The 24,555-nt window shown below is 69.3% G+C and carries 20 protein-coding genes and 1 pseudogene; 18 read left to right on the top strand and 3 right to left on the bottom strand.

Going from position 1 to position 24,555, the window contains the following annotated elements; translation table 11 throughout:
- Positions 1 to 164 precede the first annotated feature (164 nt).
- The 9 genes from ACZ5DS_RS07455 (at position 165) to ACZ5DS_RS07415 (ending at position 9,890) form a co-directional block, all read left to right on the top strand.
- On the top strand, positions 165 to 1,691 hold the full coding sequence (locus ACZ5DS_RS07455) for a 4-hydroxyphenylacetate 3-hydroxylase family protein (RefSeq protein WP_468234942.1): 1,527 nt from the start codon (positions 165 to 167) through the stop codon (positions 1,689 to 1,691).
- A gap of 85 nt (positions 1,692 to 1,776) precedes the next feature.
- Positions 1,777 to 2,289, top strand: coding sequence for a flavin reductase family protein (locus ACZ5DS_RS07450; RefSeq protein WP_468234941.1), 513 nt, complete (start codon positions 1,777 to 1,779; stop codon positions 2,287 to 2,289).
- 101 nt (positions 2,290 to 2,390) lie between these two features.
- Positions 2,391 to 3,296: a hypothetical protein gene (locus ACZ5DS_RS07445; RefSeq protein WP_468234940.1), complete on the top strand. Its 906-nt coding sequence runs from the start codon at positions 2,391 to 2,393 to the stop codon at positions 3,294 to 3,296.
- A gap of 3 nt (positions 3,297 to 3,299) precedes the next feature.
- The gene (locus tag ACZ5DS_RS07440; protein WP_468234938.1) at positions 3,300 to 4,826 is read left to right on the top strand and encodes an FAD/NAD(P)-binding protein; all 1,527 of its coding nucleotides are present in this window, start codon (positions 3,300 to 3,302) and stop codon (positions 4,824 to 4,826) included.
- Between the two features lie 22 nt (positions 4,827 to 4,848).
- Positions 4,849 to 5,655 carry a class II aldolase/adducin family protein gene (locus ACZ5DS_RS07435; RefSeq protein ID WP_468234937.1) on the top strand — a complete coding sequence of 269 codons (807 nt, stop codon included), beginning with the start codon at positions 4,849 to 4,851 and terminating at the stop codon, positions 5,653 to 5,655.
- 45 nt (positions 5,656 to 5,700) lie between these two features.
- Positions 5,701 to 6,342: an NAD(P)-dependent oxidoreductase gene (locus ACZ5DS_RS07430; protein ID WP_468234936.1), complete on the top strand. Its 642-nt coding sequence runs from the start codon at positions 5,701 to 5,703 to the stop codon at positions 6,340 to 6,342.
- Between the two features lie 73 nt (positions 6,343 to 6,415).
- The gene (locus ACZ5DS_RS07425; protein WP_468234935.1) at positions 6,416 to 7,645 is read left to right on the top strand and encodes a multidrug effflux MFS transporter; all 1,230 of its coding nucleotides are present in this window, start codon (positions 6,416 to 6,418) and stop codon (positions 7,643 to 7,645) included.
- Entirely contained in the window at positions 7,642 to 9,246 is a 1,605-nt protein-coding gene (locus ACZ5DS_RS07420; RefSeq protein WP_468234934.1) for an AMP-binding protein, read from the top strand. Before ACZ5DS_RS07425 ends, ACZ5DS_RS07420 begins: the two co-directional genes overlap by 4 nt.
- Positions 9,247 to 9,335: 89 nt before the next feature.
- Positions 9,336 to 9,890 carry a CGNR zinc finger domain-containing protein gene (locus ACZ5DS_RS07415; RefSeq protein WP_468234933.1) on the top strand — a complete coding sequence of 185 codons (555 nt, stop codon included), beginning with the start codon at positions 9,336 to 9,338 and terminating at the stop codon, positions 9,888 to 9,890.
- Between the two features lie 230 nt (positions 9,891 to 10,120).
- Here the strand turns inward: ACZ5DS_RS07415 and ACZ5DS_RS07410 are convergent, their stop codons facing one another.
- The 3 genes from ACZ5DS_RS07410 to ACZ5DS_RS07400 form a co-directional block, all read right to left on the bottom strand.
- Positions 10,121 to 11,422, bottom strand: a complete 1,302-nt coding sequence (locus tag ACZ5DS_RS07410; protein WP_468234931.1) for a CynX/NimT family MFS transporter — start codon at positions 11,420 to 11,422, stop codon at positions 10,121 to 10,123.
- Between the two features lie 104 nt (positions 11,423 to 11,526).
- Positions 11,527 to 12,678, bottom strand: a complete 1,152-nt coding sequence (locus ACZ5DS_RS07405) for a hypothetical protein (RefSeq protein WP_468234930.1) — start codon at positions 12,676 to 12,678, stop codon at positions 11,527 to 11,529.
- Positions 12,679 to 12,833: 155 nt separating this feature from the next.
- Complete coding sequence (locus ACZ5DS_RS07400; RefSeq protein ID WP_468234929.1) at positions 12,834 to 13,298, bottom strand: hypothetical protein; 465 nt, start codon at positions 13,296 to 13,298, stop codon at positions 12,834 to 12,836.
- Positions 13,299 to 13,968: 670 nt separating this feature from the next.
- Here ACZ5DS_RS07400 and ACZ5DS_RS07395 point away from each other — a divergent pair.
- The 9 genes and pseudogenes from ACZ5DS_RS07395 to ACZ5DS_RS07355 form a co-directional block, all read left to right on the top strand.
- Positions 13,969 to 14,580 (top strand): annotated as a pseudogene (locus ACZ5DS_RS07395) (SMI1/KNR4 family protein); the annotation flags it as partial.
- A 545-nt stretch (positions 14,581 to 15,125) separates the two neighbouring features.
- Positions 15,126 to 16,346 carry a M6 family metalloprotease domain-containing protein gene (locus ACZ5DS_RS07390; protein WP_468234927.1) on the top strand — a complete coding sequence of 407 codons (1,221 nt, stop codon included), beginning with the start codon at positions 15,126 to 15,128 and terminating at the stop codon, positions 16,344 to 16,346.
- A gap of 251 nt (positions 16,347 to 16,597) precedes the next feature.
- Positions 16,598 to 18,280: an ABC transporter substrate-binding protein gene (locus ACZ5DS_RS07385; RefSeq protein WP_468234926.1), complete on the top strand. Its 1,683-nt coding sequence runs from the start codon at positions 16,598 to 16,600 to the stop codon at positions 18,278 to 18,280.
- Entirely contained in the window at positions 18,277 to 19,221 is a 945-nt protein-coding gene (locus tag ACZ5DS_RS07380; RefSeq protein ID WP_468234925.1) for an ABC transporter permease, read from the top strand. The genes ACZ5DS_RS07385 and ACZ5DS_RS07380 overlap by 4 nt, the downstream gene beginning before the upstream one ends.
- Positions 19,218 to 20,210, top strand: coding sequence for an ABC transporter permease (locus tag ACZ5DS_RS07375; protein ID WP_468234923.1), 993 nt, complete (start codon positions 19,218 to 19,220; stop codon positions 20,208 to 20,210). Before ACZ5DS_RS07380 ends, ACZ5DS_RS07375 begins: the two co-directional genes overlap by 4 nt.
- Positions 20,207 to 21,028: an ABC transporter ATP-binding protein gene (locus tag ACZ5DS_RS07370; RefSeq protein WP_468234922.1), complete on the top strand. Its 822-nt coding sequence runs from the start codon at positions 20,207 to 20,209 to the stop codon at positions 21,026 to 21,028. The genes ACZ5DS_RS07375 and ACZ5DS_RS07370 overlap by 4 nt, the downstream gene beginning before the upstream one ends.
- A complete protein-coding gene (locus tag ACZ5DS_RS07365) occupies positions 21,025 to 22,035 on the top strand; it encodes an ABC transporter ATP-binding protein (RefSeq protein ID WP_468234921.1) in 1,011 nt (336 codons plus the stop codon). Before ACZ5DS_RS07370 ends, ACZ5DS_RS07365 begins: the two co-directional genes overlap by 4 nt.
- Positions 22,032 to 23,312 carry an alpha/beta fold hydrolase gene (locus ACZ5DS_RS07360; RefSeq protein WP_468234920.1) on the top strand — a complete coding sequence of 427 codons (1,281 nt, stop codon included), beginning with the start codon at positions 22,032 to 22,034 and terminating at the stop codon, positions 23,310 to 23,312. Before ACZ5DS_RS07365 ends, ACZ5DS_RS07360 begins: the two co-directional genes overlap by 4 nt.
- Before the next feature lie 35 nt (positions 23,313 to 23,347).
- Positions 23,348 to 24,550: a M6 family metalloprotease domain-containing protein gene (locus tag ACZ5DS_RS07355; protein ID WP_468234919.1), complete on the top strand. Its 1,203-nt coding sequence runs from the start codon at positions 23,348 to 23,350 to the stop codon at positions 24,548 to 24,550.
- Positions 24,551 to 24,555 lie beyond the last annotated feature (5 nt).

Genomic DNA, 24,555 nt, shown 5'->3' with positions numbered 1-24,555 from the left:
TTTGAAAACACCCGAGGGGGGGCATCGGCCGCCCTCGGGGTCGACCGCACCTGTGCGGGGGGAAGTGCGTCACGGGGGACGCCGACGGCTTTGTGGTCCCTTCCGGCCTGCCGGAAAACGCTCTTCGCTGCCGCATGCCCGTTTTTTACGGAAGGGACTGATCTGTGAGCACTTCTCCGGCAGCAGGCGAGGCACCCAACGAGCTGATGACGGGCGACTCCTTCCTGGAGAGCCTGCGTGATGGACGCCAGGTGTTCCTGGACGGCGAACTCGTCAAGGACGTCACCGTCCACCCGGCCTTCGCGAACGCGGCGAAGTCCTCGGCGCACCTGTACGACGCGCTGCACGACCCGCAGACGAAGGACCTGATGACGACGGTCGACCGGTACACCGGCCACCGGGTCCACCGGTTCTTCACCCCGGCGCACTCGGCCGAGGAGCTGCTGAAGGCCCGGGATGCGATCGAGCACTGGGCGCGTCTGTCCTACGGGTTCATGAACCGGACGCCGGACTACAAGGCGTCGTTCATGGCCGGTCTGGTCACCAGTGAGGACTTCTACGCGCCCTACGATGCGAACGCGCGTGCCTGGTACGAGAAGTACGTCAAGCAGGGTATGGCGGTCTCGCACGCGATCGTGAATCCGCCGGTGGACCGCAACAAGGCGTCGCACGAGGTCGCGGATGTGTTCATCAAGGTGGTGGAGGAGCGCGACGACGGCATCGTGGTGGAGGGCGCGAAGCTGATGGCGACCGCGTCCGCGCTGACGAACGCGGCGTTCGTCGGGCAGATCCACCTGGCGAACCTGGAAAAGGGCAAGGCCGAGGACATGGCGCTGGCGTTCATCGCGCCGATGAACACGCCGGGCATGAAGGTGATCTGTCGTACCTCGTACGAGAAGAAGGCCGCGTCCGCGTTCGATGCGCCGCTGTCGTCGCGGTTCGACGAGAACGACACGGTGCTGCTGTTCGACCGGGCGTTCATCCCGTGGGAGAACGTGCTGATCTACCGGGACACCGAGAAGATCCACGAGTACTTCCCGCGTTCGGGGCTGCTCAGCCGTGGCTTCTTCCAGGGCGCCATCCGGATGGCGGTGAAGCTGGAGTTCATGGCGGGGATCCTCGACAAGGGGACCCGGATGAACGGCACGCATGTCTTCCGTGGTGTGCAGGCCGGCCTGGGCGAGCTGCTGGCGTGGCGGCATCTGACGTGGGCGATGACCACGGCGATGGCGATGGACCCCGAGCCGGGGCCCGGGGGGACGGTTCTGCCGCGTCTGGAGTACGCGGCCGGCCACCGTGTCCTTGCTCCGCTGTCGTGGGAGCGCACGCACCGCTTCTTCGAGGAGCACCTCGCAGGGTCGCTGCTGATGACCGGTTCGTCTGTCGAGGACTTGCGGAGCGAGGAGCTGCGCCCGCTGCTGGAGCGGTACTACCGGGGCAGTGCGGGCAGTGCCGAGGAGCGGATCAAGCTGTTCAAGCTGGCGTGGGACGCGATCGGTTCGGAGTTCGGTGCCCGCCACGAGCTGTATGAGCTGAACTACGCGGGCGGTCCGGACCAGGTGCGTCTGGACACGGTGACGGGTGCGCGGGCGATGGGTCTGCTCGACGCCTACGGCGCCCAGGTCGACAAGGCGATGGGTGACTACGACCTGGATGGTTTCACCCGCGGCCGCTGGGCTGCCGACGCCTGAGGGGGCGTGCCTCTTTCCTGGACGGCGCCGGGTACCGGTGCGTCCCCCGCCCGGTATCCGGCGCCACCTGACCGGAAGGTCTGCTGTGACCGACGATCTGCGCGCTGTGATGCGGCATTTCGCGACCGGAGTGTGCATTGCCGCGACCTGGCGTGCCACCCGGTCCGGTGCCCGCCGTCACAACGCGATCACTGTCAATTCGCTGACTTCTCTTTCTCTTGCGCCGCCGCTGGTCGCGCTGAGTCTGCGGGAGGACTCCGAGTTCCTCGCGGACATCCTTGCCTCGCAGGTGTTCACCGTCTCCATCCTGGGCGCCGACGCCGAGGAGACTGCCCGTGTCTTCGCCGGGCGTCGTCCCGAACGTGATCAGGAGCTGCGTCGTACGCGGACCCATGTGGGGGTGCGTACTGGGGCGTTGCTGTTCGACGCGGCCGGGTGGCTGGAGTGCCGCTACTACGACCACTACACGGTCGGTGATCACGTCCAGGTCATCGGCGAGGCCGTCGCTCTGGGTACGGCCGATGACCCGACCAGTGTTCCTCTGATTTTCCTCGGCGGTCGTTTTCGCCGCCTCGACACCGAAAGTGCCGCATCGTGAGCCGTCGTCTGTCCCGTACTCTCACCGCTGCTCTCGCTCTGTGTGCGACGGGCGCCCTGACCGTTCCTGCCGCGCATGCCGCAGGTGACCCGGCACCTGTCATGTGCGTCACCGACAGCCTGGACGGCGGGAAGACCGCCGCCGTCTCTCCTCAGGCCGCTGCCCGTCTGGAGGCGCGCACGCGTTCGTACGAGGGTCCTTGTGCGGCGTTCGGGCCCGCGCAGGATCTGGGGAACGGCTCGCTGCGGTCCTACACGCAGACGACCACGGACGGTACGCCGTACGCGGTGGGTGTCACGTTCACCCATGACGCGCTCGAGGGCCTGCCCGACGACATGAACGACCGGCATCACTGCTATGACGTCGACGGGGACGGGACGATCGACCAGAACACCGAGTGCGTGGGCGGCTATGAGCACCCTCTGGCACTGCCGGACACCTCGAACGTCGCGGCGCCAGGTGTGCCGCATCAGTGGGTGCTGGTCAACTACAACCCGCTCGGGCACGGCCTGCCCGGCATCTACGATGTGCCGCACTTCGATTTCCACTTCTACCTCCAGCCCAAGTCGGTGCGTGACGGCATCCGGATGGGGCCGTGCGGGCTCGTCATCAACTGCGACGACTACGCGACCGCGACCAAGCCGCTGGGCGACCAGTACATGCCGGCCGGGTACATGGATCACGGTGAGGCGGTCGAGGGCGCCATGGGCAATCACCTGATGGACACCGCCGACTCCCCCGAGTGGCACGGGCAGCCGTTCACTCACACCTTCATGTACGGGGACTGGGACGGGAAGCTGCTGTTCCAGGAGCCGATGATCACGAAGAAGTGGTTCGAGGGTCTGGCGGCGGGCACCAACGCCAACGGCTGTTACCGCATCAACCAGCCGGCCGCGTGGCAGCAGGCGGGGTTCTACCCGCGCACGTACTGCATCGACTACCGGCCGGGCCGGGACGACTTCACCGTGTCGCTTCAGGATTTCCATCCGGCTCCGGCGGGTGACTAGCCGATGAACGGGGGATTTTCCATCGCCGTGGTCGGCGGTGGCGCTGCTGCGGTGTGCTTTCTGGACGCGCTGGCGCGTACGGATCATGTGGGGGGCACGCTGACCGTGTTCGAGCCGTCCCCTCACCTGTGGCGGGGCAGGCCCTATCAGGTCGACGCCGACACGCTGACGATCAACATGGTCCCTGAGGACATGTCGGTGCGCGGCGGGGATCCGGAGCATTTCGCGTACTGGCTTGCGGGCCGGGACAAGGTGACCGGTACGCCCACGCCGGCCGATCCGTATTCGGGGGCCCGGTTCGCCCCCCGTACGGTGTACGGGGAATATCTGGAGCAGACCGCCTACGCGGCGATGGGAATCCTGCGGCGCAGGGGCTGGCGGGTCGATCTGATCGGGGCGCCGGTGACGTCGGCGTCGCGGTGTGCCGAGCGGGTGATGCTCCAGACGAAGGACGGCCGGGCCCGGGTTTTCGACTATGCGGTCCTCGCGGTGGGGCGCGGTGCGCCGGAGGACGTGTACAGCCTGGACGGTGCGGACGGTTATGTTCCGGATCCGTATCCGGCGGTGGACCGGCTGCACGCGATCGGCATGTACGACCACGTCGCGGTGCTGGGGTCGGGCCTGACGGCGGTGGACACGGTCCGCTATCTGGCGGCGATGGGGCATCAGGGTGTCATCACGCTGGTCTCCCGTCACGGGGTGCTTCCCGGGGTGCGCCAGCGTCCGGCCGAGTTCACGGTGCGCCGTGCGACTCAGTCCTCCATGCGGGCGCTTGCCGCCGGCCGCAGGGAGTTCACCGTCGCCGACCTGGCGGAGATTTTCCGCCGGGAAATCCTCGACCACGGCGGGGACCCGCGTCGGGTGAGCGCCGAGATCGCGGCCGTCTTCACGGAAAAGCCCCTCGACCGGCTGCGCCGTCAGCTCGGCCTGGTCGACTGCCCGGATCTGGGCCTGCGGATCGTGCAGCGTGCTCTTCCCGACACCGGACCGGATCTGTGGCCGCAGCTGTGTGACGGTGACAAGACACAGCTGTTGCGTACCCACACGCGCACCCTGATGAGTCTGTGCTGCCCGATGCCGCCCGCCTCGGCAGCACTGCTCCTGGACCTCGCCGAGCAGGGGCAGCTCCACATCCGGGCCGGGCTGCGCCGCATCGACGCCCAGGGAAAAGACGGTTTCACCCTGGCCACCCGCAACGGTGAGTTCCACGCCGACACCATCGTCAACACGATCAGTCCTTCCAGTCAGCGGATCCCGCACGGTGCGCAGCGCCTGGTCGCCTCCCTGCTGCGTTCGCGTAACGCGGCCGTCAACCCCTACGGGGGGCTCACGATCGAGCGGGCCACCAGCCGTCTGACCGTCGCTTCCCAGCCCGATCCGCGCCTGTATGCGCTGGGAGATCTGGCCGGCGGGGCGCTGCTGTTCACCTGGGGGATTCCCTCGCTGGTGGACCGGGCGAGGGACATCACCGCGGCGATCGGCGCCCATCATGCGGCGCTCCCCGTCTCGCCCGCGCTGCTGAGCGCTTGAAACAGTAGGGAGTACACCCATCGTGACCAGCGAAGATTTTCCTGTGTTTTTGGCGGACACCGCCACGGGGCTGCCGATCCCCGACGACAAGACGTTCGCCACGCCGGCCGAGCACCGCTGCCACGTCAAGCAGCGCCTGGCCGCCGCGCTGCGTCTGTTCGGCCGCGAGGGCTTCGGGGAGGGAATATCGGGCCACATCTCCGTCCGCGACCCCGAACACCACGACCGGTTCTGGGTGAACCCCTTCGGGGTGTCCTTCAACCGGGTCACGGTGAAGGACCTGATCTGTGTGGACACCAGCGGGCAGGTGGTGTGGGGCAACCGCCGGGTGAATCCGTCCGCATTCGTCATCCACGCCGCGATCCACACCCAGCACCCCGACATCCACGCGGCCGCCCACGCCCACACCGTCCACGCCCGCGCCCTGGGGTCCCTGGGCAGGGTACTCACCCCGATCGACCAGGAATCGGCTGCGTTCTACGGGCGTCAGAGCCTCTACAACGACTACGAAGGCCCCTCGGTGACGGTGGAGCAGGGGCGGGACATCGCGACCGCGCTGGGACGGGACCGGGCGATCCTGCTGCGTCACCACGGTCTGATCACCGTCGGCGGTTCGCTGGAAGAGGCTGTCCACTGGTTCTTCACCTACGACTCCTGCGCGAAGGTACAGCTGCTCGCGCAGGCGGCCGGGACTCCGCAGGCGTTCACCCCCGAGCAGGCCGAGGCCGCCGCCGCCGGGTTCGGTGACGCACAGCTGGCCCGGTTCAGTTTCGAGCTGCTCATGGACGAGATCACTCACGAGCAGCCCGATTTCCTCCAGGAAAACTAAGCGACTCCGCTCCCCCCCCATGTCTTCGATACGAAGGAGAAAACCGTGAAGGTCCTTGTGTTCGGTGCTTCCGGTGCGATCGGCTCGACGATCACCCATGAACTGATCACACGCGGGCACACCGTCACCGGTGTCACCCGCGGCGGGAACACCACCACCACCACCACCTACACCGCCAAGGCCGGTGACGTCCGCAACGCCGCGTCCGTCGCCGCGCTCGCCGAGGGCCATGACGTCGTCGTCTCCGCCGTCGGCCCCCGCCACGACGGATCCGACGACGACCGCGACATCATCGTCGGCGCCACGAAGGCCCTGATCACCGGCGTACGCCAGAGCAGTGTCAAGCGGCTCGTCGTCCTCGGCGGCGCCGGCAGCCTGCTGACCGCTCCCGGGGTGAAAGTCATCGACTCCCCACACTTCCCCGCCCTGTGGAAGGCGAACGCGCTCGCCCAGAGCGAGGCGCTGGAGCTGTACCGGCAGGTCTTCGACCTGGACTGGACGTTCGTCTCCCCGCCGAAGCTGATCGAGCCCGGTGAGCGCACCGGCACCTACCGGCGCGGCGGCGACCAGCTGCTGAGCGATGAGAACGGCGAGTCGCGGATCAGCATCCCCGACTTCGCGATCGGTTTCGTGGACGAGATCGAAACGCCTCGCGCTCTGCGTGCCCGGATCTCGCTCGCCTACTGACGGCCCTCCCCCTTCGACTGACGTCCCCGGCTCCGCTCCGTGCGGGCCGGGGGCATTTTCCCGGAGACATACGATGACGACACGCACGGGCGGCACCGCCCGCTTCGCGATCCTGCTGGGCGCGCTGACCGCGCTCGGCCCTCTCGCCAACGACACGTACCTTCCCTCGCTGCCGCAGATCGCCGATGACCTGTCCGCGTCCGCGTCGGCCACCCAGCTCTCGCTGACCGCCTGCCTGATCGGGCTCGGCTCGGGGCAGATGATCGCCGGACCCGTCTCGGACCGTCTGGGACGGCGCGGTCCCCTCATCGTGGGCCTGGCGCTGTTCACCCTCGCCGGGCTGGCTTGCTCCTACGCACCCAATGTGTGGTTTTTGGTGCTGCTGCGCCTGGCACAGGGCATCGGCGGGGCCACCGGTATCGTCATCGCCTCCGCGATCGTCCGTGACCGCCATGAGGGAGCGCAGGCCGCCCGCCTCTTCTCCTTGCTCATGCTCGTCACCGGTCTGGCCCCGATCCTCGCCCCGGTCGCCGGCGGTCAGATCCTGCGCGCCACCGACTGGCGCGGTATCTTCCTCGCCCTCGCGGCGGCCGGAGCCGTGATCTTCTTGGCCTGCACCGTAGGACTGCCCGAGACCCACGCGGCTCCCGCCCGCAAAGCAGCCCGCGACAACGCCGCCCAGGGCGCCTTCCGGACCCTGCTCGCCGACCGCCCGTACGTCGGCTACATGCTGTCCTGCGGTTTCTCCTTCGCCGCGATGTTCGCTTACATAGCCGGCTCCCCGTTCGTCCTGCAAGAGATTCACCGCCTGTCCCCGCAGGCGTTCTCCTACGTCTTCGGCGTCAACGCGCTCGGTCTGGTGATCGCCGCCCAGGTCGGGGGCCGCATCGTGCACAAGACCAGCCCCCGGCGCCTGCTGGGACTCGGGGTCACCGGATCGGCCCTGGGCGGCACCGGCACACTCCTGTGCGCCCTCGCCCACGCCCCTCTCGCCCCGCTGCTGGTCTCCCTGTTCGTGATCGTCGCCTCCGTCGGCCTGGTCCTGCCCAACTCGATGGCTCTGGCGATGAACGACCACGGCGAGATCGCCGGAGCGGCAGCCGCCCTGATCGGGTTCCTCCAGCACATCATCGGCGCCGCCATGGTTCCCCTCGTCGGACTCGCGGGGGAAACCTCCGCGCTGCCCATGGGCATCACCACCTGCGCCCTGGGCGTCGCCGCCGTCTTCTCCTTCGTTGTGATCGCACGCCCCGAACCCACCCCCGCCCAGCTCACCCCCGTGTCCACCGGGGCCGCACGATGAACGGCCGGTCCTTCCTCGACGGCGGCCCGGCCCTCGTCCCCCGTGTCCCCACCCTCGCCGGTGTCCTCCCCTACGCCGCCCAGCGCCACGGGCAGCAGAAGATCGTCCACCTCCACGAGAACGGCACCCACACCGCCCTCACCTACGCCCAGCTCCTGGAGCGCGCCCAGCGTGTCCTCACCGGGTTGCGCCTGACGCTCAACCGGCCCGGCGACATCCTCGTGCTGGACATCCCCGACCCGGCCGAACTGATCTGCGCCTACTGGGCGTGCATCCTGGGCGGTTTCGTCCCCCTGCCCGTCCCCGGCACGGCCGGCCTGCTGGAGCAGGTGTGGGAGCACTACGGACATCCCCGCATCATCACCGGCACCGGCCGCACCATCCCGGCCGGCCTGACCCCCTACAGCACGGGAACCTTCGACTACCTCACCGGCCACACTCCCGACACCGCCCACCACCAGGGCGCTCCCGGGGATCTCGCGCTGCTGCTGCTGACGTCCGGTTCCACCGGTGTGCCCAAGGCGGTCCGGCTCACCCACGCGAACATCCTCGCCCGTACCACCGCGACCGCCCACGTCAACCATCTCGACCACCGCCAGCGCACCTTCAACTGGATGCCGCTGACCCACATCGGCGGCCTGGTCATGTTCCACACCCGTGACGTGTACCTGGGCGCCTACCAGGTCCACGCCCCCCAGCAGTGGATCCTGGACGCCCCAGCGCGCTGGCCGGAGGCGTGCCACACCCACCGCATCACCTGCACGTGGGCCCCCAACTACGCGTTCGCCCTCGTCAACGACGCCGCGCCGCACCTGTCGGGACAGCCGTGGGATCTCTCCCGGCTGACGTACATCATGAACGGCGGGGAACCCCTGCACGCGGAGGTCATCGACCGTTTCATGGCGCTGCTGGCCCCGCACGGGCTGCCCACGGACGCCATGTATCCGGGCTGGGGCATGTCGGAAACCTCTTCGGGGGTCACCGACATGCGCTACCGCCAAAGCACCGCAGCGGGCCGCTACGTGCCGGTGGGGCGCCCGCAGCCCGGCACTCGTGTACGGATCACCGACGACGCCCATGCCGTGCTGCCCGAAGGCGAACTGGGGCTCGTGCAGGTCACGGGCGCCACCATCACGGCCGGCTACCTGAACAATCCCGCCGCGAACGAGGGGTCGTTCACCGAGGACGGCTGGTTCATCACCGGCGACCTCGGCCGTATACGCGGCGGCATCCTGACCGTCACCGGCCGCGCCGACGACCGCGTCACCGTCTCCGGGAGCGTCTACCACGGGCACGAGATCGAGGCCGCTGTGGAAACCCTCGGCTTCATCACCCCCACCTATACGGTCGCCACCGAAGTGAGCACCGCCCAGGGCGATCGGCTTGCCGTGTTCTGCCATCCGCGCAGCGGTGCCCTCACCGACGACGACGTCAGTGCGGTGCGGACGCTGCTGTACGACAGGTTCGGTATCACTGGGGTGCTGGTGCTGGCCGTCGGCAAGCACGACGTCCCCAAGACCGGCATCGGGAAACTGCGCCGTCTTCCGCTGCGGGCACGTTTCGAGGCATCTCCCCAGGTCACCCAGGCTGTGACCGGGTAAAGCCGGGAGGGCTGCGCCTCTCTCCCCGGCCACCGTGCAGCCCTCCCTTCCCGTGCGGACACCCCTTACCCACATCGAAGGACACACCCATGGCGTCGCTCACCGACCCGCGTCCGCTGCCCGGCGAACCCCTTTGCCTGGATCTGGTCAACACCCGCTTCACCGATCCCGCCGGCCACCACGACCTGATCGACACCCGCGCCGCTCTCAACCGCTGGCTGGCCACCTCCCCGCACCTGACGGACTATCCCGACCTGTACCGCCTGGTCGACGGCTACACCTACACCCACGTCCGGCGCGCCCGTGACATCCTCGCCCAGCTTCTCGCGCAGCCCTACGCCCCAAAGGCGCTGGAGCCCTTCAACGCGCTGTTGTCCCACGCCCATCCGCGTCGGGAACTGACGCTCCACGGCATAGAACACCGGCTGGACATAGACGACCCGGCGCACCTCGTCGGCTATCTCGCCGCAGACGACTACCTGACGCTGCTGGCGGAGAACTCCGACCGGATCCGTACCTGTGACAACGGTTGCGGCCTGTACTTCTACAGCCGCAACCCCCGGCGCCGCTGGTGCGCCCACTCCGCCTGCGGCAACCGGGTCCGTGCCTCCCGCCACTACTGGCGCAACAAGGATTCCGCGTGAATTGACGCCTACGGCGAGGAACGCCTCACGCGTCTCGCCGCCTGGGCCGCCATCGAAGCGCAGCGTCAGGCGGCCGTGCAGCCCCGGTCACCGCCTACGGAACCGACCGGGGCCACCGCCGTCTCGCCTGGCGCGCCGAGCGGGCAGGATGCGACGTCACCGCCCTGGACGGCCCCGGCGTGGGTGGACGACACGTTCGTGAAGTACCGTCCGGTCTGTCCGCTCCGTGATCAGTCCACCGTCTGCCGGTGCGGCGTGTCCTGCATGCGGGGCGTGTCGCGCTGGCGGGGCAGCACCGCACGATGCGCGGGAATGTTCTTGCGGTGGCGGCCTGCGCTGCGTGCCCGTACGAGGACGGGTCGTGCGGCGAACATTCCCGCCGCCGCCTCGGGCACGGCGAGGATCATCAGCACCACCAGGGGCAGGTTCCAGCCGTGGGTGAGGGCGTGCAGAGAGCCGATCGCGAACGGGCCGATCCCGGCGAGGAGATAGGCGCCGCCCTGGGCAAGGCTGGAGAGTTTCGCGGCGGTGGCCGCGTCCGGTACGCGCAGGCTCAGGATCGTCATGGCCAGGGGGAAGGACCCCCCGGTGGCGATACCGAGGATCAGTACCCACACCCAGCTCAGGGAGGGCAGGGTGAGGATGCCGGCCAGCCCGGTGATCTTCGCCGCGATCATCACCCCGACGAGGGGGCCTTGATGACGCATCCGGGCAGCGGCCAGCGGCAGGACCAACCCGAGGGGGATACCCAGGGCGAGCATGGCGGAGACCATCACGCCGGCCGTGGCCGCGCTGTAGCCGTGGGAGGCCATGATGGCGGGCAGCCACGCGATCAGGGTGTAGAAGGCGAGGCAGATCAGGCCGAGGAAGACGATCACAGCCCAGGCGATCGTGCAGGCGAGCAGGGAGCCGGATGGCTGTGGACGGGTTTCTCCCGTGACGGCCGCCCTGTCCCGTGGCGCAGGGTTGACCAGGCCCCAGGTCCACACCAGGACGGCGACGAGGGCGGGAAGTCCCCACAGCATCAGGGCGCCCTGCCAGCCGGCGGCGTGGGTGAGGGGAACGGCAGCTGCTGCGGCGATGGCTCCGGAGAGGGCCATCACCATCATCACCAGGCCGTTCATCAGCCCGATCCGGGTGGGGAAGTGACGTTTGACGGCGGCGACGATCAGCACGTTGCCCAGGGCGATCCCGGCCCCGGCGAGCATCGTGCCGGCGTACAGGAACACGGGCGACGCCAGGGCACGCAGGACGCATCCGCTGCCTATGCAGACGAGGGCGGCGATGACGGCGCCGGTCTCTCCCAGCCGCCGGGTCGCGGGGGGAGCGAGGCAGGAGAAGACACCCAGGCACATGACGGGCAGTGTCGTCAGGACGCTGACGCCGGTGGAGCTGAGGTGGAAGACATCGGTCAGGGTGCCCAGGACGGGCGGGACGGCGGTGATCGCCGCGCGTAGATTCACGGCCAGAAGGATCAGGCCGAAGGTGAGCCAGGCCTGCCTCGTGCGAGGCGTGGCCGAGATGGTTTTCACTGTTCCCCCGTGAAAAGGCGGCGGCCCCCCGCCCCATCCGGAGGTGGGATGGTGGAAGGGGAGCCGCCGGGTACTGCGGAGCCGCCTGGTGCGGCAGGGACGGGTCAGACGGCGAGGGCCTGCTTCGCCTTCGTCTTGGTGTGGAACGGGCAGGCGTTGAGGGCTGCTGCGTTCGCCGGCGCGTTCGTGTCGCCGAGCAGGGTGAGGATTTCCTGGCTGAGCAGGTCGGGCTTGCCCTTGAGGGCGTCGGCCAGCTGCTGGTCCCTGGAGAACACCATCTCGGCGGCGATGTTGTCCATCACGATGCGGGCGAGGTTGTCGAGCGCGACGTGGACCGCGTTGGGGACGGAAGGCGTCTCACAGACGAGGTCGATCAGGTGGCTGTCGACCATGTCCTTGTCCATCAGGTGCTTGATGATGATGGAGTTCTGGTTCAGCTCGGACGTCGTCCACATCGACAGGACGACCACGTACAGCTCGTGCCAGGCGTCCGCACCGACCTTGTCCTTCCAGCGGCCGAACAGATCCTTCACGGCCTCGATCTGGACCTTCGCCGCCCAGTACATGTTCGTCTTGATGTCGTCGGCGATCTGCCCGGTGAACTTCTGGAAGCCCGGCATGTCGAAGGTGCGCCGGCGGGTGGCGTCGCTGATGAACGACAGACCGGCGTCGAGGATGTGGGCGCAGGACACCTTCAGGTCGGTGGGAAGGTCGGCGTCCTCCAGCGTGCGCCGTGCGGTGTCCAGGTCGGTGCCGAACGTCTGGAGCGGGGTGATCCAGTCCGTGTTCGAGGGTCCGGCGTAGGCGACCAGTTGCAGATCGCGGGCGTCCATGTTGTCCTGCCCGGCCGGGACGGTGGGGTCCAGGGACGGTGCGATGACGGAGAAGATGCCGAGCGGGACGTGGGCGATGGACTTCGCCAGCTGGAAGATCTGCGAGATCGGCTCTTCGATGAACTGCTGGCCCTGGTGGACGAGCGTGTAGTGGCCGCCCTGCATGCCGTTCTCCACAACGATGACCGGGCCGAGCTGCTGGAGGACGTTGGCCCGCAGCTTGTCGTAGTTGGCGCGCATGTCGGTGTCGACCTGGAGGATGTTGTTCCTCGCGGTCGTCTTGCCGGTGGAGGCGTCGCCGTTCCCGGCAGGAGTGGCCGCATCGGCAGCCGTGGCGTGCGCCGCCTGTGAAGCGGTGCCGGTCAGGAGAGTGGCCGCTGCGGCGGTGCCGGCAGCGCCTATGAAGTTTCTGCGCGTACTCATGTCCCCGTTTCCCCCTTGAGTTACGGAACGTGTGTGGCGGTACTGCCGCCGCTCAACTTCCTTCCGCAATGCGGAAGTTGGCTTCCGTCATGCGGCGGTGAGAAGCACGCTACTGGCTGAGAACACGCACTCGTCGATCGAAAACACCCAGACAATCAGGTATCTACAGAATTGTCCGAATAATCTCTACAAATGGAGCGAACTCTGCCGCCACCTGAATTTAATATTCCGCAGCACGGAAGAAGGCCTGCGATCTTTTGGGACAAAAACAGCCTCCCCACCCGAGACGGGCAGGAAGGGCTTTCGAACACACCGCAACTCGACACACCGCACACGGCCAAGACCGCATCGAGGAAAGGCAGCGTCAGCGGCGGGTTGTCGTGGAAGTCGTCCCAGAACGCATGCCCGAACTTCTCGATCCCGGCCTGCGAGATCCCCAGCGGGATCCACTGGATGTCCCGGAACCCGTACTTGTCCAGGCTCGGCCCGTCGAACCGGTAGTCCGGATTCTGCGCGAAGATCACCAGCGGCGACCCGGCCACCAACGACGCCCGGATCCTGCGGCACATCCGCTCGATCACCGTGATGTCGGCCGCGTAGTTGAACAGCTGCACCGCCATCGCCACATCGAACGGCTCCTCGGGATCCGCCAGATCGGCGACCTTGTCGAAGGCCGGCCGGCGCCCGCGATCCGCGCGGGAAGTCGCTCCACGGCCGCCCGGGATCTGCTGCCAGGTGCCGTCCGTTGACCAGCGGCGTGCCGGGTAGCGCCATGGTCAGCTATCAGGTCAGCGAAGCGATTCGGGCTGCGCGACGAAGCGGGCAAGCGCCTCGGCGGCGCCGCGGGGCAGGCCGGCGACCGTCGCCTCTGGCAATGCCGTGATCACGGCCCGCAGCTGCGCGCCGAGCTCTGGACCACCTGCTGCACCGCCCGCGCAGCCTCCTGCGCATCGACCGGGTCATGCTTCCCGTTCCTGCGGCGAGCCGCACGGTCGGGCCGGTTCACGTCGTTCACCTCGCTGTGTCGGGCCAGTAGCTAGCGGGACAGCCCCGCGCCATAGCTGCCGCACGGCGGCGACATGAACGTCCCGGTGCGTGTCCACCCCGAGGACGACCTCCCCCGCGGTCAACGGCCGCGGGCACGTTGCTGGAGCGGTGAGCAAGCCGGCCATGGGCATTCGCCTCCCGACCGAACGACATCGAGGGCCTGTACCAAGCTGGGCGGGCGGTCGGAACCGTGCTGCTGCAAGCAGCGGAGCGCTGTCAGTGGCAGGTGGCAGCATCGGGCCCATGACGGACACCACGGCATTCGACTGGCGGTCCTTCCTGCTCAAGTGGAGCGGGGAGTGGGCAGATTCCCTGCCGGACGGCGAAACGCGAGGCGAGGACGACGAGACCGCCCGGCAGGCGCGGTGGCTGGGGTTCCCGCCCGCGTCCGAGGAGCGGATAGCAGCCATGGAGGAGCGCCTCGGCCGACGGATGCCCCCGTCGTACCGGGAGTTCCTCAAGGTCAGCGACGGGTGGCGGCACGCGGGCGGGTTCGTGTGGCTGCTGGCGGGGACCGAGGACACGCGCTGGCACAACGACGAGTCGGGACTCGCGGACGTGTTCGAGGAGTTTCTGGACGAGGATGCCGGGCCCGAGGAGCGGCGGGAGGCGGACATCTGGCGGCGTGGGCTGCAGCTCGACGTGGAGTCCGACATCACCCACGTCCTCTTGGATCCCGAGGACGTGGACGGGGACGGTGAGTGGGCCGTCTACACGTGGGCGAGCTGGCGGGCCGCGCCGCCCGAGCGGCACGCGAACTTCCTTGAGTTCATGCGGGAGATGCACCGGGAGTTCCACAGCCTGCGGGCGCACCGGAGCGACGAGGAGTCGGTGTCCGCCAACAATACGACCCGATAGCTGAACGCGTTGGTAGAGGAGGTCCGGCTGGGAGCGGGCCGCCGCGCTGGGTGACCAGCCACACTGACGTTCCATCCGTGGGGCGCCGACGACGACCCGGTGTCACTGGCGTACGCGACGCTGGATCAGGTGAGGAACGGCACGCGCAGAGACCTCGGGCGCCGCCGGAGCCTCGACTCCTTGACCATAACCCTGAGTTATGGATTTCTGACGTCTCCCGGACCGCAAGGAGCCGGCCGAATAATCCTTCGTACGTCAACCACGTTCCGGAAGCGCGCGGCCCAGGCCAGGCAAAACGACCGGCTCCCACGGACGGCCGGACGGGAACCACCGCCGACGAGGCCCGGTCCGCGACAGTTCCGGCCGTGACACGCCCCTGCACCAGGTGGCAACAGCCCCTCCCCCCGATACACAGACCGGTCGCGACGCCCTCATCCATCACCCCACACGGCCGCGAACAGCCACGAGCCTGCCCTCGGTTGTTTCCTCGGCTCGGCGCCGCCCGGTTCCCCACGCTCGAAACACCCAGTCCAGGAGATTCCATGCCCTCCCCAGCCAGGACCAGGCGCCCACCGCGCTCGACACCACTCCTGATCTTCCTGTCCGCCCTGCTCGCGATCGTCATCTCCGCCGCGCACCCCGCCGACGCGTACAACGGGAGCACCTCCGCCTGTGCGCTTCAAGGGACGACCGGATACACCGATGAGGGCCAACAGACCGACTACACACGGTTCCAGAGCCCGGTCGGCACCAAGCACGTGGCGGTGATCTACGTGGACTTCCCCGACGCCGGCGGCACCTCCCTGCCCCTGACGCCGTACTACAACCAGTTGTCGGGAGCCGCCGACTGGATGTGGAACGCCTCCCACGGCAGGACGTGGCTCGACCTCCGGGCCCCGTACGGCAACTGGGTGCACATGCCGAAGAACTCCACCGACTACAACTGGGCGCGCGGTTTCTCCTGGACCACGCACCAGGCGTATGTGAAGGACGCGCTCGGAGCCGCCGCCGACGCCGGCGTCGACCTCTCGCCGTACGACATGTTCTACATCGTGCCCACCAGCACCGCGGCCGCGATCGGGCACACCCCCACCTTCGTCCAGGACCCGGCCCAGCCGACCGAGGTGTGGAACCGGGCGACCGGGAGCTGGGTGGTGGTCCACTGGGCGGTGACGTTCGGTCAGGACATGTGGCACTGGGGCTACAAGGTCGCCGACCACGAGACCGGCCACACCTTCGGCCTGCCCGATCTCTACGCCTTCAGCGGCGATCAGCACCAGTACGTCGGCGGCTGGGACCTCATGGGCCTGGTCTCGGGCCCGGCTCCGCAATACCTCGGCTGGGAGGCGTGGAAGCTCGGCTGGATCAGCGACTCCCAGGTCTCCTGCCTGTCCACGGCGACCACGTATTCCACAACCCTGAACGGGGTGGAATACGGGGGCAGTGGCTACAAACTGGCGGTGATCAAGACCAGCGACACCACCGCCTACGTCGCCGAGTCCCGCAAGGCCGCCGACAACGACTCCGGCGCCTGCGCCACCGGCGTCCTCATCTACAAGGTCGACACCTCGACCGTCACCGGCAGCGGTCCGGTCCGGGTGGTCACCAACCCCGACGCCGCAGCCCCCACCGGGAACTGCACCATGCTGGACATGCAGACCTGGAAGCCCGGCCAGTGGTTCCAGGACAGCACCGCCCGCATCCGGATCTACGTGAACAGCTCCGACGCGTACACCGACACCGTCTGGACCTACAAGTGGTGACCGCATACCGCATAGCGCCATAGCGCCATAGCGCCGGATGCTTCCAGGCAACGGGCGGTGCGGTCCGCGCGCATGTGTCGGCCGCACCGCCCGCGCCTCTCTTCAGCCGGCACCGGCAGGCGGCTTCACGCCGGCGGGACCGGCGTCCATAACCCGATGTTCTGGGAATCCGAGAGCTGGCCGTGAGGGCCGGCCGCCTCCACCCTTGATCCGAGCCGCTGTGAAATGTCACATCGCATAGGGAGTCCATCGTGAGATCACGACGTTCCGGGATGGTCATGGCCGCCGCCCTCGGACTCGTCGCCGTCGCCGGCTGCGGGGGAGCCGACGAGGGCAACGGGCCGGGCGGGCCGGCGAGCAAGGGGGGCACGCTGCACGTGCTCTCCAGCCTCGACCTGGAGCATCTCGACCCGGCCCGCAACTACGTGACCTCCTCCGAAGACGTGGGCCGCCTCATCTACCGGACGCTGACGACCTACGCGACGGCACCGGGGCCGGCCGGCGGGAAGATTGTGCCGGATCTGGCGACGGACACCGGCCGCCCGAGCGACGGGGCCCGGACCTGGACCTTCACGCTCAAGGCGGGGGTGAAGTTCGAGGACGGACGGCCGATCACCAGCCGGGACATCAAGTACGGGGTCGAGCGGTCGTTCGCCGCGGAACTCCCCGAAGGACCGCCGTACGCCCGGATGTGGCTTGCGGGGGGCCGGAGTTACAAGGGACCGTACAAGGACAGGCACGGGCTGGCATCGATCGGGACCCCCGACGACCGGACGATCGTCTTCAAGCTCAACCGCCCGGTGGCCGACTTCGGTTCCGCGGTGTCGCTGCCGGTCTTCGCCCCGGTTCCGCAGGGCAAGGACACCGGCGTCCGGTACGACAGCAGGCCCTTCTCCTCCGGCCCGTACAAGATCGGGACCTTCGAACCCAAGAAGCGGCTCACGCTGGTCCGCAACACCCACTGGAGCCGGGCCACCGACACGGTACGCAAGGGCCTGCCGGACAAGATCGTGATCGATCTCAACCTCGACCCGGCCGTCGTCGACCAGCGGCTCATCGCCGCTCAGGGACAGGACGCGGACGCCGTCTCCTTCGAACCGGTCGGGCCGGCCTCGGTCGGGCCGGTGATGGCCAACCCCGCGGTGCGGAGGCGGCTGGTCACCGGCGAGTCGATCAACACGCGGTATCTGAGCATCAACACCCGGCACAAGCCGCTCGACGACGTCCGGGTGCGGCAGGCGATCGCCTACGCGCTGGACAAGGAGGCCCTGCGCACCGCCCGGGGCGGCCCGATCGCCGGCCAACTGGCCACCACCCTGCTGCCGCCGTCGCTGCCCGGCTCCGTCCCCGACGATCCCTTCCCGAGCCCCGGCGGCAAGGGCGATCCGGCCAAGGCCAAGGCGCTGCTGGCGCAGGCGGGCCACGCCTCGGGCCTGAGCCTCACTCTCGACACCCCGGCCACACCAGGCGGACAGGCGCAGGGCGAGGCCATGCAGGCATCCCTGGCCAAGGCCGGGATCAAGGTGAAGATCAACGCGATCAGTTCGTCGGCGTTCTACAGCACGGTGGGAAACACCTCCCAGGAGCACGACCTGGTGATCGACGGCTGGACACCCGACTGGCCCGGCGCCTCCACCTACCTGCCGCTCGTGTTCGACGGCCGGCTCATCACCCCCGAGGGCAACAACAACCACGCCCAGTACGACTCCGCCAAGGTCAACGCACGCATCGACCAGATCGCCGGGATGAAGGACCAGGCGGCCGCCGCGGCCTCCTACGGCGCACTGGCCCGGCAGATCATGCGGGACGCGCCGGTCGTGCCGTTCCTGTGGGACAAGGCGGCCGTGCTGACCGGACCTCAAGTCACCGGCGCCTACGGGCACACGGCCTACGTCGGGCGACTGGATCTGGTCTCCTTGGGGCTGCGCAAGTGACCGCCACGCTCCCCGCCCCGGTGCCGTTCGACGCACCGCCGCGCGTCGGACCGCAGGAGACGTCTCTGCTGCGCCGGCTGCTGGCCCAGCGCTCCGCAGCTCTCGCGCTGACGGTGGTCGTCCTCCTGGTGCTGATCGCCCTCGCGGCCCCGCTGATCGCCTGGGCCACCGGCACGTCCCCGACCGAGTTCCACTCCGAGGCGGTGGACCCGGCGCTCGGCGGACTGCCTCGCGGCACCGGAGGCGGAATCAGCGCCGCGCACTGGCTGGGCGTCGAGCCGGGCAGCGGCCGGGACATCCTCGCCCGCGTCGTCTACGGGACCCGGGTCTCCCTGCTGATCGCCCTGCTCGCCACCGTCCTGTCGGTGACGCTCGGGACCGCGCTCGGGCTGGCCGCCGGATTCTTCGGCGGCTGGACCGACACGGTCGTCGGCAGGCTGATGGACCTGCTGATGTCCTTCCCCGCCCTGATCTTCATGATCGCGCTGATCTCCGCGGCACCGGGGGTGAACCGGCAGCTGCTGCTGGTCGTCGTGCTCGGCTTCTTCGGCTGGCCGTACGTCGGGCGGATCGTGCGCGGGCAGGCGATGGTGCTGGCCCGCGGCGAGTTCGTCGCCGCGGCCCGGGTGCTGGGCGCCTCCCGGCGCGCCCTGCTGGTGCGGGAGGTGCTGCCCAACCTGAGCGGACCCGTCCTCGTGGTCGCGACCATGTCGATCCCCGGCTACGTCGCCACCGAGGCGGGCCTGTCCTTCCTCGGCATCGGGGTGCGCCCGCCGACCCCCTCATGGGGCCAGATGATCGCCTCCGCGGTGCCGTGGTACGCCGCCGACCCCGTCTACTTCCTCGTCCCCGGCGCCTTCCTGTTCGTCACCGTGCTCGCCTTCAACGTGCTGGGCGACGCGGTACGGGACGCGCTCGACCCCCGGAGCCGACGCCGATGATCCTCTATGCCCTGCGCAGACTGGCCGTGACGGCGGCGATCCTGCTCGTCGTCTGCGCGGCCACCTTCGCGATCTTCTACCTGATGCCCGCCGACCCGGCCCAGGGCGCCTGTGGCAAGGCATGCAGCCCGGAGCGCATCGCGGAGATCCGCACCACGCTCGGCCTGAACCACTCGGTGTTCGTGCAGTTCCGCGACTACCTCGTCGGCATCGTCGCCGGCCGCAGCTACGGCACGGGTGCGCAGGCCGTGCACTGCCCCGCTCCGTGCCTGGGCTTCAGTTTCCAGACCGATCAGCCGGTGTGGCGGATGCTCACGAACCGGCTGCCGGTCAGCATCTCCATCGCCGTGGGCGCGGCGGTGCTGTGGCTGATCGTCGGCGTCACGGCCGGGGTGATCTCCGCCCTGCGCCGCGGCAGCCTGTGGGACCGGGCAGCGATGACGGCCGCGCTCGGCGGCGTCTCGCTGCCGGTGTACTTCACCGCGCTGGTGCTGCAGTACCTGCTCGTCGTCAAGCTCTCGCTGCTGCCCTATCCGCAGGCGATCCCGCTCACCGCGGACCCGGTCGGCTGGGCGGAATCCATGATCATGCCGTGGATCACGCTGGCGATGCTCTACGCCGGGGTCTACGCCCGGATCACCCGCGGCGAGGTGCTCGACAGCCTCGGCCAGAACTACGTGCGCACCGCCCGCGCCAAGGGCCTGCCCGAGCCGACCGTGCTGCGCCGCCATGCGCTGCGGCCTGCGCTGATGCCCATCGTGACGATCTTCGGCATGGACCTCGGCGCGCTGCTCGGCGGCGCCCTCATCACCGAGTCGGTCTTCGGCCTGCCCGGTGTGGGCAAGCTCGCGGCCGACGCGATCAACAGCGCCGACCAGCCCGTGATCCTCGGGGTGACGCTGTTCGCCGCGACCTTCGTCGTGCTCGCCAACGTCGCCGTGGACCTGGTCTACGCGGTCCTGGACCCGAGAGTGAGGGCCGTGGGATGACCCTGCTGACCGTACGCGATCTGACCGTGGACTTCGCGAGCGGCGTCCGCGCCGTCGACGGACTCGATCTGGACCTGGCCGCCGGGGCGGTGCTCGGCGTGGTCGGTGAGTCCGGCAGCGGCAAGTCCGTGACCAGCCTGGCCGTCATGGGCCTGCTGTCCGATGCCCGCGTCACCGGTGAAGTCCGGTTCGACGGACAGCGGTTGACCGGCCTGGACCGGCGGGCGCTGCGCCGGCTGCGCGGAGACCGGATCGCGATGATCTTCCAGGACCCGCTGTCCTGCCTGAACCCCTACTACCCGGTGGGCTTCCAGATCGCCGAGGCCTACCGTGCGCACCGCCGGGCCGGACGCCGCGAGGGGCACCGGGTCGCGGTACGGATGCTGGACCGGGTCGGCATCCCCGAACCCGAGCGGCGCGCCCGCGCCTACCCGCACGAGTTCTCCGGCGGCATGCGCCAGCGCGTGATGATCGCGATGGCTCTGTGTCTGGAGCCCGACCTGCTCATCGCCGACGAACCGACCACCGCCCTCGACGTGACCGTGCAGGCCCAGATCCTGGACCTGCTGCGGGAACTGCGGGAGAGGTCCGGCACCGCCATCATGCTCATCACCCACGACATGGGCGTGGTCGCCGGACTCGCCGACGAGGTGGTGGTCATGTACGGCGGCCGCGCGGTCGAGCGGGGCACGGTCCGCGAGGTGTTCTACCGCCCGCGCGACACCTACACCAAGGGCCTGCTCGCCTGCGTGCCCCGTGTCGACGGGCCGTTGCCCGACCGGCTGCCCACCCTGTCGGCACCGGAGGTGACCGCGTGAACGCACCACTGCTCGAGGCGCGCGACCTGGTCAAGCGGTTCCCCGTACGGCACGGCCTGACCCGGCGGCTGGCCGGACAGGTCAGGGCCGTCGACGGGGTGTCACTGCGGGTGGACGCCGGGGAGACGCTGGGGCTGGTCGGCGAGTCCGGCTGCGGCAAGTCCACGGTCGCCCGGCTGCTGACCCGGCTCATCGAGCCCACCTCGGGCACGATATCCGTGGCCGGACGGGAACTGACCACGCTGGACGAGCAGGTGATGCGCCCCATGCGCCGGGACCTGCAGATGATCTTCCAGGATCCGTTCTCCTCGCTCAACCCCCGCCAGACCGTCCGGCAGATCCTGACGGCCCCGTACCGCTACCAAGGGCTGCCCCCCGGCGAACCGGTGGAACAGCTGCTGGAGCGGGTGGGCCTGCGGGCGGAGCACGCCGCCCGCTACCCCCACGAGTTCTCCGGCGGCCAGGCGCAGCGCATCGGGATCGCCCGGGCGCTGGCGCTGCGGCCGAAGCTGGTGGTGTGCGACGAGCCCGTCTCGGCGCTCGACGTGTCGGTCCAGGCGCAGATCCTCAATCTGCTCAAGGACTTGCAGCAGGAGTACGGACTCGCCTACGTGTTCATCGCGCACGACCTCGGCGCGGTCCGCCAGATCAGCACGCGCGTCGCCGTGATGTACCTGGGCACGGTCGTGGAAACGGCCGACCGGGACACGCTCTACGGCCGGGCCGCGCACCCGTACACCCACGCCCTGCTCTCCGCCGTACCGCTGCCCGACCCGGACGCCGAACGGACGCGCGAGCGGATCGTCCTGCGCGGCGACCTGCCCAGTCCTCTCGATCCGCCCAGCGGCTGCCCGTTCCGCACCCGCTGCCCCAAGGCGGCCGACCCGTGCGCCACCGAGCGGCCGGCGCTGCGCGCGATCGCCTCGGGCCACGAGGTCGCCTGCCACTACCCCGAGCCGCTGACCCGGCCGTCGTCCGTTCCGGCCGCCGAGGAAAGGACCTCATGAGCCGCGCCTACCGCATGCCCGGCCTCGCCGTGACCGACCACGAGTTCACCGTGCCGCTCGACCACGCCGACCCCGCGGGACCCTCCATCGAGGTGTTCGCCCGGGAACTGTCCGACCCGGCGCTCGCCGGCGAGCAACTGCCCTGGCTGCTGTACCTGCAAGGCGGACCCGGAGGCAAGTCGCCCCGGCCGCTGAACGCGACCACCGGGTGGCTCGCCCGTGCCCTCAAGACCCACCGGGTACTGCTGCTGGACCAACGCGGCACCGGCCGCAGCACCCCGGTCACGGCCCAGTCGGCCGGGCGGTTCTCCACTGCTCGGGAACTGGCCGCCCACCTCGCTCTCTTCCGCGCGGACTCGATCGTCGCCGATGCCGAGCTGATCCGGCATCAGCTGTGCGGCGGCGACACGTGGGAGACGCTCGGCCAGAGCTACGGCGGCTTCATCACCCTCACCTACCTCTCCCGGGCCCCCGCGGGACTGCGTGCCTGTTACATCACCGGCGGCCTGCCCGGCCTGGACGCCACCGCCGACGACGTCTACGCGGCCACGTATCCCCGGGTCAGGGACAAGGTGACCGCGTTCTACGCCCGTTACCCCGACGACCGCGAAGTCGTACAGCGAATCGCGGACCTGCTCAACCGTCAGGCGGTGCGGCTTCCCGACGCGGACCGGCTCACCGTCCGGCGGCTGCGCACGCTCGGCCTGATGCTGGGCATGGGAGACGGAGCCGAGCGTCTGCACTGGCTGCTGGACGAAGCCCTCGACGCCGACGGCGACCTCTCGGCGACCTTCCTGCACCAGGTGATGAGCCTGACCGGGTTCGTCGACAACCCGCTCTTCGCCGCACTCCAGGAATCCATCTTCGCGCAAGGAGACAAGCCCACCGACTGGGCCGCCGCGCGCGCTCTCGCCGAGCGGCCGGAGTTCGCCGAGGACGCCGACCCGCTGCTGTTCACCGGCGAGATGTTCTATCCGTGGATGTTCGAGGAGATCGCCGGGCTGCGGCCGTTCCGCGAAGCGGTCCAGCTGCTGGCCGAGCGAACCGACTGGCCCGAGCTGTACTCCCCCGCGCGGCTGGCGGCCAACCAGGTGCCGGTGGCCGCCGCGATCTACCACGACGACATGTACGTCCCCACAGAACTGTCACTCCCGACCGCGCGCTCGGTCGGCGCGCTGCGCGCCTGGGTCACCAACGAGTGGGAGCACGACGGGGTGACCGCGTCCGGCGAAGGCGTGCTGTCCCGCCTGATGGACATGGCCGCCGACCGGGCCTGACATCCCCCCAACCCCGACAAGAGAGACGAGGAGACATGTCCGCATCCCCCCAAAGACTCAGAGCCCTTGCCGCAGGAGCCGCCGCGACGGCGTTCCTTTCCCTCACCGCCGCCGCCCCGGCCGCGAGCGCGGCCCCCGAACCGGCGCACGCCACCGCTCCGGCCACGGACTGCGCCCTTCCCGGCAGGACCGGCTGGACGGACGAGGGCCACACCACCGACTACACCCAGTTCCAGCGGCCCCTCGGCACCAAGCACGTCCTCATGCTGTTCGTCGACTTCCCCGACGCCCAGGCCTCCGGTTCCACGGCCGACTACTACCGGCAACTCGCCCCGGCCGCCGACTGGATGAAGCGCGACTCCTACGGACGCACCGCGCTCGACATCACCCCGCTGGGCCGGTGGATACGGATGCCGCAGGACTCCACCAGCTACGGCTTCCAGCGCGGGATCACCTTCGAGCAGCACGAGGCGTACGTCCGGCAGGCGGTAGCAGCCGCCGACCCGTACGCCGACTTCTCCCGGTACGACATGGTCTACATCGTCCCGGCCAGGTCCGCCTCCGCGATCAGCTTCTCGCCGACGTACCTGTACGACCCCACCACCGCGGGCATCACCGCCGACGGCACACGCGTCAAGTGGGGGGTGACGTTCGGGCAGGACATGTGGCACTGGGGCTTCAAGGTCGCCGACCACGAGACCGGCCACACCTTCGGCCTGCCCGATCTCTACGCCTTCACCGGCACCGACTACCACCGCTTCGTCGGCGGCTGGGACCTCATGGGCGACATCGCCGGCGCAGCCCCGCAGCACCTCGGATGGGAGCGGTGGAAGCTCGGCTGGATCGACGACCGCCAGGTCGCCTGCCTTCCCTCGGCCGGGAGCCACACGGTCCGTCTGAAGGCGGTCGAGAGCCCCGGCGGAACGAAGATCGCGGTGATCCGCACCGGCGAGACCACCGCCTACGTCGCCGAGTCCCGCAGAGCCGTCGGCGCGGACAGCCACGCCTGCTCCACCGGCGTGATCATCTACAAGGTGGACTCCTCCGCCCAGACCGGCTACGGCCCGATCCAGGTCGTGAACGGCAACGCGGACGCCACCCCGCCCTCGGGCTGCCGAGCCCTGGACATGGCCGCTTTCCAGGCCGGTCAGTCCTTCACCGACCCCTCGGCCGGAGTCCGGATCGACGTCGACAGCAGCAGCCCTCTCCATGACAAGATCTCGATCACCAAGAGCTGAGACCG

Source organism: Streptomyces sp. NPDC031100 (genome assembly GCF_055570785.1).
Note: the sequence above shows the minus strand (reverse complement) of the source record. Positions and strands in the feature narration are given on the sequence as shown.